This is a genomic window from Mesorhizobium sp. M7A.F.Ca.US.005.03.2.1 (genome assembly GCF_003997795.1).
Taxonomy (GTDB): Bacteria; Pseudomonadota; Alphaproteobacteria; order Rhizobiales; family Rhizobiaceae; genus Mesorhizobium; species Mesorhizobium ciceri.
Map to the genome: position 1 here is coordinate 1 of NZ_RZRP01000269.1, position 7,230 is coordinate 7,230.

Genomic DNA, 7,230 nt, shown 5'->3' on the forward strand with positions numbered 1-7,230 from the left:
CCGCAAAAGCTCGCCGGTGCTCGGATCGAGCCGCCGGTGTCGGAACCAGTGGCGATATCGGCCAGCCTGCCCGCCACCGCCGCCGCCGACCCCGATGAGGAGCCGCCGGTGACGCGGTCGGGTGCCGCCGGGTTCACCGGAAACGAGAAATGCGCATTCTGACCGAACAGCGCGAAGGCGAGCTCGTCGGTCTGCGTCTTGCCGACGAAGCGTGCGCCGGCATCGAGGATCATCTGCACGGCGGGTGCGGTGCGCGAGGCTGCGTGGCTTTCGGCGAATTTTTGCAAATTGCCGCAACCGGTGCGGTAGCCGGCGACGTCGTATATGTCCTTGACGGCCAGCCGCAGGCCGGCCAGCGGGCCAAGCTGGGCATGTGCCACGGGCATCTGGCGAAGATCGAGAAAGGCGTTGAGAGGGCCGTGCGTGCCTGTCATCGTTCGATATCCGGATACGGTTGCCGCAACATTGTTCGACGCCAGAAATTTTACAACCTGCGATACGATTTTTATTGATTGTGAAAGTCTTCGCCCTTATATCGCGCTTGCCCAAAGTCGCACGTGCCTGTGGGTGTCCGCCGATCCTCGAATGGTGAGGGAAATCGGTAAGGTAACTGGAGCCAACCCCTCCAGTCGGTCTAGCGGCCAACCGCCAGCCCGAGGACACCTTGAAGCAACGACGGTGCGGGCCTTTCTGGTGTTCTGCCGGTTGTCCAAAAACCGGGGTTACTGAAGAGGCACACCTTCATTGCCGGCAGTGCGGACGGGTCTCCCATCCAAGCCAAGGCAGACAAAGCGAACCGAGGCCGGGCAAGGCCAAGGTTCACCGCCGCGAGACGGCGCTTCATGGTTCCGGGGTCTCCACCGGCTGGTTCCATGGATTTCCGTCCCGCCTTTGTCCACCGCGAGTTCGCGAGGCCGACAGCCCGCGTCCCGCAGCCTTATTGCGCGCCGAAAGGCGCTGATGGAGAGACCCCGATGGCCACCCAGCGCATCCTTGACTTCCTCGCCACCCGACGTCCGACCGGCCCCTGCCTCGTCGTCGACCTCGATGTCGTGCGCGACAATTTCCGCGCCTTCGAGAAGGCGCTGCCCGATTCCAGGATCTACTATGCGGTGAAAGCAAACCCGGCGCCGGAAATCCTGCGCCTGCTTGCTGCGATGGGCTCGTCCTTCGACACCGCTTCCGTTGCCGAAGTCGAGATGGCGATGGACGCTGGTGCGCCGGCGGACCGCATCTCCTTCGGCAACACCATCAAGAAGGAGCGTGACATCGCACGCGCCTACCAGCTCGGCATCCGCCTGTTCGCCGTCGATTGCGTCGAAGAGGTCGAGAAGATCGCCCGCGTCGCGCCCGGTGCGCGCGTGTTCTGCCGCGTGCTGACCGATGGCGAGGGCGCCGAGTGGCCGCTGTCGCGCAAGTTCGGCTGCGTGCCGGCGATGGCCGTCGACGTGCTGCGCCATGCCAAGGGGCTCGGCCTCGACGCCTATGGCGTGTCGTTCCATGTCGGCTCGCAGCAGACCGACCTGACCGCCTGGGACCGTGCGTTGGCCGACGCCAAGGTGGTGTTCGCGACGCTCGCCGAGGAAGGCATCGTCTTGAAGATGGTCAATATGGGCGGTGGTTTCCCGACGCGCTATCTGCGTGACGTGCCGGCCGCCCAGGCCTATGGCCAGGCGATCTTCTCGGCGCTGCGCAAGCATTTCGGCAATGCCATTCCGGAGACCATCATCGAGCCGGGCCGTGGCATGGTCGGCAATGCCGGCGTCATCAAGTCGGAAGTCGTGCTGATCTCGAAGAAGGCCGCCAACGACAATGTGCGCTGGGTGTTCCTCGACATCGGCAAGTTCGGCGGCCTGGCCGAGACGATGGACGAGGCGATCCGCTACCCGATCGTCACCGCGCATGACGGCACGGAGACCGCACCTTGCGTGCTCGCCGGCCCGACCTGCGATTCGGCCGACGTGATGTACGAGAAGACGCCCTATCCGCTGCCTTTGTCGCTGACCATCGGCGACGAGGTGCTGATCGAAGGCACCGGCGCCTACACGACCACCTACTCGGCGGTCGCCTTCAACGGCTTCGAGCCTCTCCGATCCTACGTGATCTGACGGCGCTTGCTCAGCGCATTTTCGAACGGCGAACCGGACACAACTTCGCCTGAAAATGCGCTGAGAGAGCCGATCAGATCATCCCAGGTGGGCGACTTTCGTCCACCCGGGCTCGCCTGTGGAACAGATCTCCGCTCGCCAGGGATTACGGAAATGGAAATGCCAGTTGAAATTGGGGGCCACGCACCGGCCTTTGTGATGGTTGCCGAAACCGCCGCCGATGTTGCGGCGCGCGAGGCGTTGCTCGATCGGGCCATGGGGCCGAAGCGCAGGAAAAAGTCGTCGGAGAAGCTGCGGCGTGGCCGGCGGCCCTCGGAAGGCCTGGCCTTCGTCGCCCGCGATGCTTCGGGCGGCGTCGCCGGCACCGTGCGGCTGTGGGACGTCAGGCTGGGCGAGGGCGGTGCGGCCGCGCTGCTGCTTGGCCCGCTTGCCGTCGATCCGTCGCTCAAGAACGCCGGCATCGGCTCGGCCCTGATGCGCCATGCCATCGCCGAGGCGGCACGTCTTGGCCATGCCGCGATCCTTCTGGTCGGCGATGCGCCCTATTACGCGCGCTTCGGCTTCTCGGCCGAGAAGACCGGTTCGCTTGCCATGCCGGGACCCTATGAGCGGCACCGCCTGCTGGCGCTGGAACTGGTGGAAGGCGCGCTTGACGGCGTGCACGGCACGCTGAGGGCGGCCGGCCGCAAGCTGAAGGCGCAGGAATTGATATCGGCGGCCTGAGATACGAAGCCGCCAGCATTTCACGCAAAAACGCCGCCCGAAAAGGCGGCGTTTTTTCGCGATTGGTGGGCGCCACCTTGGGCGCCTGCATGCCTTCAGCCGATCAGCTGGCTGAGCGCCATGGCAACGGTCATGTCGCCTTCGACCTTTATCTTGCCGGTCATGAACGCCATTGTCGGGTTCAGGTCGCCAGCGATCAGCGAATCGAGATCGTCGAGCGAGAGCTTGATGGTGCAGTCGGTGGGTGCATCGGTGTTCGAGACGGTTGCGCCGTCGATGACGATGACGCCGTCGCTGCCGGTGTCGAATTTCACGGAACGATCGAACCCGCTGCTGGCCACGCGCGACTTGATCTTCTCGGCAATCTCCTGAACGCTCACGCTGTTCTCCTTGTCTGGTTGCATCTGTCTCGCAACGGCGCTTCGATCCAGCCGAAGCCCGTGCCGCGGTTTCGCGATCACGGTCGCTGCCGCATATAGCTTTGGGTTGACGTTTACGTCAACGCGAATTCAGGCGGTTGGTTCCTGCCGTTGCGGCAGGCGAGCCTGGAGGAGGCCGGGAATGCGAGCCCGGCAACTCAGTGTTCCTTGAACGCCTTGGTCATTTCGCTCGCCGTCTCGCTTTTCTTGCGGCGCAGCCAGTTGTCGCGGATTTCGTCCTTCGACAGGAAATTGACCTGGTCGATCAGAACCTCATGCACCAAAGGCGCCCCGACACGCGTGTTGACGGTATCGCGGATCGCGGCGCGGAAGGCATCGAGATCGATCGTCGCCTTGTTGGTGAAGTCGATCTGCGGATTGGAATAGAGGTAGGAATAAACCTGGTCGGTGATCAGCGCTTCGGCGGGAATGGACAGTTTCTTGATCTGCTCGGGTTCGACCGTGTAGACAAGCTTGGTCAGGAAATAGCCGCCGATCTCGGAATCGCGGATCAGCGGCACCGAAATGATGTCGGTCTTGACGTAGTCGAGGCCGCCCAGCATCGGCTTCGGCGTTTCGCCGACACCGCGCTCGCCGGCCGCCTGGAAAGAATAGAATACGGCGCCCAGCGTTGCGGCGCAGATCCAGACGGCGATGGCGATGACCTTGATCATCGGGCCTTGTCAGTCCCTTGGTCAGTCCCTTGCAATGGCAACGCGGCACGGCGCCGTTGCCGAGGCAGGATCTCCGATGTGTCGCCTGTGTTCGCCATCACGCCTTTATCCAGCCGAACTCGCCGGCGGAATAGGTGCCGTCGGTCTCGGCGCGCTGGATGGCGTGCCGCAGCAGGCTGGCGACTTCGTTGACCGCGCTGAGATGCGCCAGGATCGCCGCTTCGTTCTTCGCCAGCTTCTGGCGCAGCCGGGTCAGGCCCTCGCGGTGCTGCTCGAGGAATTCGGCTTCGCTGCCGCCCTTCATGGCGCGGGTCAACTCGTAGAGGTAGCGGCTCTTGCGGGCGTTCGATGCCTTGAGATCATAGTTGGTGGCGTTGCGGATGCCTGCCGTCTCTTCCTCGACCACTTCCTCGATGCGGCCGATGATGGCGGCGAGATTGCCGGGCCGCGCGAACGGGATCGGCGCTTCCGATGTGGTCGTGCGTGCTGGCAGGTTGGGGGTGGATTCCGAAAAGTCGGCCATGGCGTTTCCCAGTTTAGATCTTGATATTTGTTTTTATGGTCGTCTCGTCACCGGTCATCGATCCCGCAGCCTTGCGCTGCAATTGATGGACCAGCGAGGTCGACAGGCTGTTTTGCTGGTCGACCTCGGTCTTTTCCGGCCCGCCCGAAACCGGACCGACGGGCACGACGCGCTTGCCTTCGAGATAGTGGTCGGCGAGCATCGATTTGGCGATGCCGATGCCGCCGCGTTCGGCCATTACGTCGGCCACCCGCTCTGCAAGCTGCGATTTCCACATGTCGCCGGCCAGGCCCTTGCCGTAGACGCCCTCGGTGTCCTTGGGCAGCATGTTCTGGATGAAGGTCTGCAGCACCATCGCCTCGAACTTCTTGAATTTCTTGGCCGGGTCGGTTGCGGCGGCGGCCTTGTCGGCTGTGGCGCGCGACAGGATCGCGCCGGCATCGACGGAAGCGGCTGTGTCGAGTGAAAATGTGCCCGTAGCGCCGCCGGCCCGCTTTGCCAGCGCGGCGCGGGCGGTCTCGATATCCGCCGGGTCGACGGCTCGGGCCACATCCATAACGATGTCGCTGGGTGGAGAAATCGCCAAGAAAGTCCGCCTTTTACCGGTTTTCCCTGACCAGACCATGCCTCAACAAGCTTGTGGCAGGCTTGCGGGAAGGAGAGGGAGCGGAGTGCGGGGGATCGGATCGAAGCTGCCGGCCGAGGGGCGGATTTCCGCCTCAGCCTCACTCCTTGACCGCCCCCGTCATCGAGGAGACGTAGTGCTCGACAAAGAATGAATAGAGCACCACCACCGGCAGGGAGCCGATCAGCGCGCCTGCCATCAGGGCTCCCCATTCATAGACGTCCGAACGTACCAGCTCGGTAAGCACGCCGACCGGCACGGTTTTGTTTTCGGACGACTGGATAAAGGTCAAGGCGTAGATGAATTCGTTCCATGACAGGGTGAAGGCGAAGATGCCGGCGGAGATCAGGCCGGGCACCGACAGCGGCAGAACTATCTTGGTCAGGATTTGCCAGCGGCTCGCTCCGTCGATCAGCGCGCATTCTTCCAGTTCGAAGGGTATCGAGCGGAAGTAGCCCATCAAGAGCCACGTGCAGAATGGAATGAGGAACGTCGGATAGGTGAGGATCAGTGCGAACGGCGTATCGTAAAGGCCGAGGTTGAACACCATTACCGACAGTGGAATGAACAGAATCGAGGGCGGCACGAGATAGGCCAGGAAGATCGCCAAGCCGACCTGCCGCGCCCCGGAAAACCGCAAGCGCTCGATCGCATAGGCAGCGAACACCGCCGCCAGCAGCGACAGGAAAGTTGAGGCGGTCGAGATGATGATCGTGTTGAGGAGCCAACCCGGATAGGACGTCTCGAAGAGCAGATACCGAATATGCTCGAGCGTCGGATGGACGACCCAGAACGGGTTGAAATTGGCATAATCCGTCATCTCGAGATTGGGTTTCACCGCCGTGATCGTCATCCAGTAGAACGGGAACAGCAGCACGATGACGAAGATCAGGAGCGGCAGATAAACGGTCACCACGCGCCGGGGCAGGCTCTGAAGATAGCCCATGCCGCCTTCATCCGTGTTCGGACGGTTGCTCGTTTCGATCGCGGCCATGTCAGTCTCCACCGCCCTGCTGCCATTTACGACGTTGCAAGCCGAAATAGCTGAAAAGGATCGCCGCAAGCAGGAACGGGATCATCGCCACCGCGATCGCGGCTCCCTCGCCAAGCTGGCCGCCGGAAATGCCGCGCTGGAACGAGAGCGTCGCCATCAGATGGGTGGCATTCACCGGCCCGCCGCGAGTCAGCACATAGATCAGCTGGAAATCGGTGAAGGTGAACAGGACCGAAAAGGTCATGGTGATGGCGATGATCGGCGTCAGCAACGGCAGCGTCACATAGCGGAACAACTGCCAACGGCTGGCGCCGTCGAGCGTCGCGGCCTCGTAAAGCGATTGGGGAATCGTCTGCAGGCCGGCCAGCAGCGTGATGGCCACGAAAGGAATGCCGCGCCAGACATTGGCGGCGATCACCGAGGCGCGTGCGTTCTCCGGATCGCCAAGGAAATTGATGCGGTGGTCGATCAGTCCCATCTGCTGCAGCGCCCAGGAGAGGATGGAGAACTGCGAATCGTAGATCCACCAGAAGGCGATGGCCGAGAGCACCGTCGGCACCACCCACGGCAGCAGGACAATCGCGCGGAAGAACGATTTGAAGGGAAGGTTCTGGTTGAGGAGGAGCGCCAGCCAGAGGCCGAGCGCGAATTTCAGGATCGAAGCGCTGATCGTGTAGAGCAAGGTGTTGAAGACGGAGAGCCAGAAGACGGCGTCGCTCCACAGATATTCATAGTTTTCGATGCCGATGAAGATGCCGGGGCGGCCGATGCGGGCGTCGGTGAAGCCGAGCCAGACGCCGAGCCCCAGCGGATAGGTCAGGAAGACAAGCAGCAGTGCAGCCGCCGGAAGCATGAAGCCGAAGCCAAGTGCGTTCCGGCTTTCGCTCCAGCGCGATAGAATCCGTGAGAAGATCGAAGATCGCGGCTGGATAGCAGCTGACGGCACGGCCATGGGTCGGCTCCTGCTGAGGTCTCATTGATCGGCCGGATCGGCCACGATGCAATCCGAAGCCAGCCGGGCAGCCGCGCTGCCCGGCTGAACCGGCTCAAACGCGATAATAGCGATTTGCCCGCTTCTCGGCCTCTTCCATTGCCTCTTGTGGCGTCGCCTGGCCGGTCACCGCTTTGGCGAACATATCGACCAGCACGTAGTCGGCCATGGTT

9 protein-coding genes are annotated in these 7,230 nt (G+C 62.7%); 2 read left to right on the top strand and 7 right to left on the bottom strand.

All coding sequences use genetic code 11. The annotated features are described in order from the left end of the window. Positions 1–434, bottom strand: a 434-nt coding sequence (locus EN991_RS16480) for an amidase family protein (RefSeq protein WP_245460983.1), incomplete at its 3' end; no start/stop codon positions are given. Positions 435–974: 540 nt separating this feature from the next. Between EN991_RS16480 and odc2 the strand changes: the two genes are divergently transcribed. Both odc2 and EN991_RS16490 read left to right on the top strand, forming a co-directional pair. After that, positions 975–2,108: an ornithine/lysine decarboxylase gene (gene odc2, locus EN991_RS16485; protein ID WP_013529754.1), complete on the top strand. Its 1,134-nt coding sequence runs from the start codon at positions 975–977 to the stop codon at positions 2,106–2,108. Positions 2,109–2,261: 153 nt separating this feature from the next. Continuing rightward, positions 2,262–2,831, top strand: a complete 570-nt coding sequence (locus EN991_RS16490) for an N-acetyltransferase (RefSeq protein WP_127369146.1) — start codon at positions 2,262–2,264, stop codon at positions 2,829–2,831. 95 nt (positions 2,832–2,926) lie between these two features. On the opposite strand, the gene EN991_RS16495 is transcribed toward EN991_RS16490, so the two are convergent. The 6 genes from EN991_RS16495 to EN991_RS16520 all read right to left on the bottom strand — a co-directional run bounded on the left by EN991_RS16495 (position 2,927) and on the right by EN991_RS16520 (position 7,018). Beyond that, complete coding sequence (locus EN991_RS16495; RefSeq protein ID WP_013529756.1) at positions 2,927–3,211, bottom strand: SCP2 sterol-binding domain-containing protein; 285 nt, start codon at positions 3,209–3,211, stop codon at positions 2,927–2,929. 197 nt (positions 3,212–3,408) lie between these two features. Beyond that, complete coding sequence (locus EN991_RS16500; RefSeq protein ID WP_013529757.1) at positions 3,409–3,924, bottom strand: hypothetical protein; 516 nt, start codon at positions 3,922–3,924, stop codon at positions 3,409–3,411. 97 nt (positions 3,925–4,021) lie between these two features. Next, complete coding sequence (locus EN991_RS16505; RefSeq protein ID WP_013529758.1) at positions 4,022–4,447, bottom strand: hypothetical protein; 426 nt, start codon at positions 4,445–4,447, stop codon at positions 4,022–4,024. A 13-nt stretch (positions 4,448–4,460) separates the two neighbouring features. Further along, positions 4,461–5,072 (bottom strand): rod-binding protein, encoded by a 612-nt coding sequence (locus tag EN991_RS16510; protein ID WP_164753790.1) that lies wholly within the window; start codon positions 5,070–5,072, stop codon positions 4,461–4,463. Positions 5,073–5,172: 100 nt separating this feature from the next. Continuing rightward, entirely contained in the window at positions 5,173–6,066 is an 894-nt protein-coding gene (locus EN991_RS16515; protein WP_024502709.1) for a carbohydrate ABC transporter permease, read from the bottom strand. 1 nt (position 6,067) lies between these two features. Beyond that, positions 6,068–7,018, bottom strand: a complete 951-nt coding sequence (locus tag EN991_RS16520; RefSeq protein ID WP_013529761.1) for a sugar ABC transporter permease — start codon at positions 7,016–7,018, stop codon at positions 6,068–6,070. Positions 7,019–7,230 lie beyond the last annotated feature (212 nt).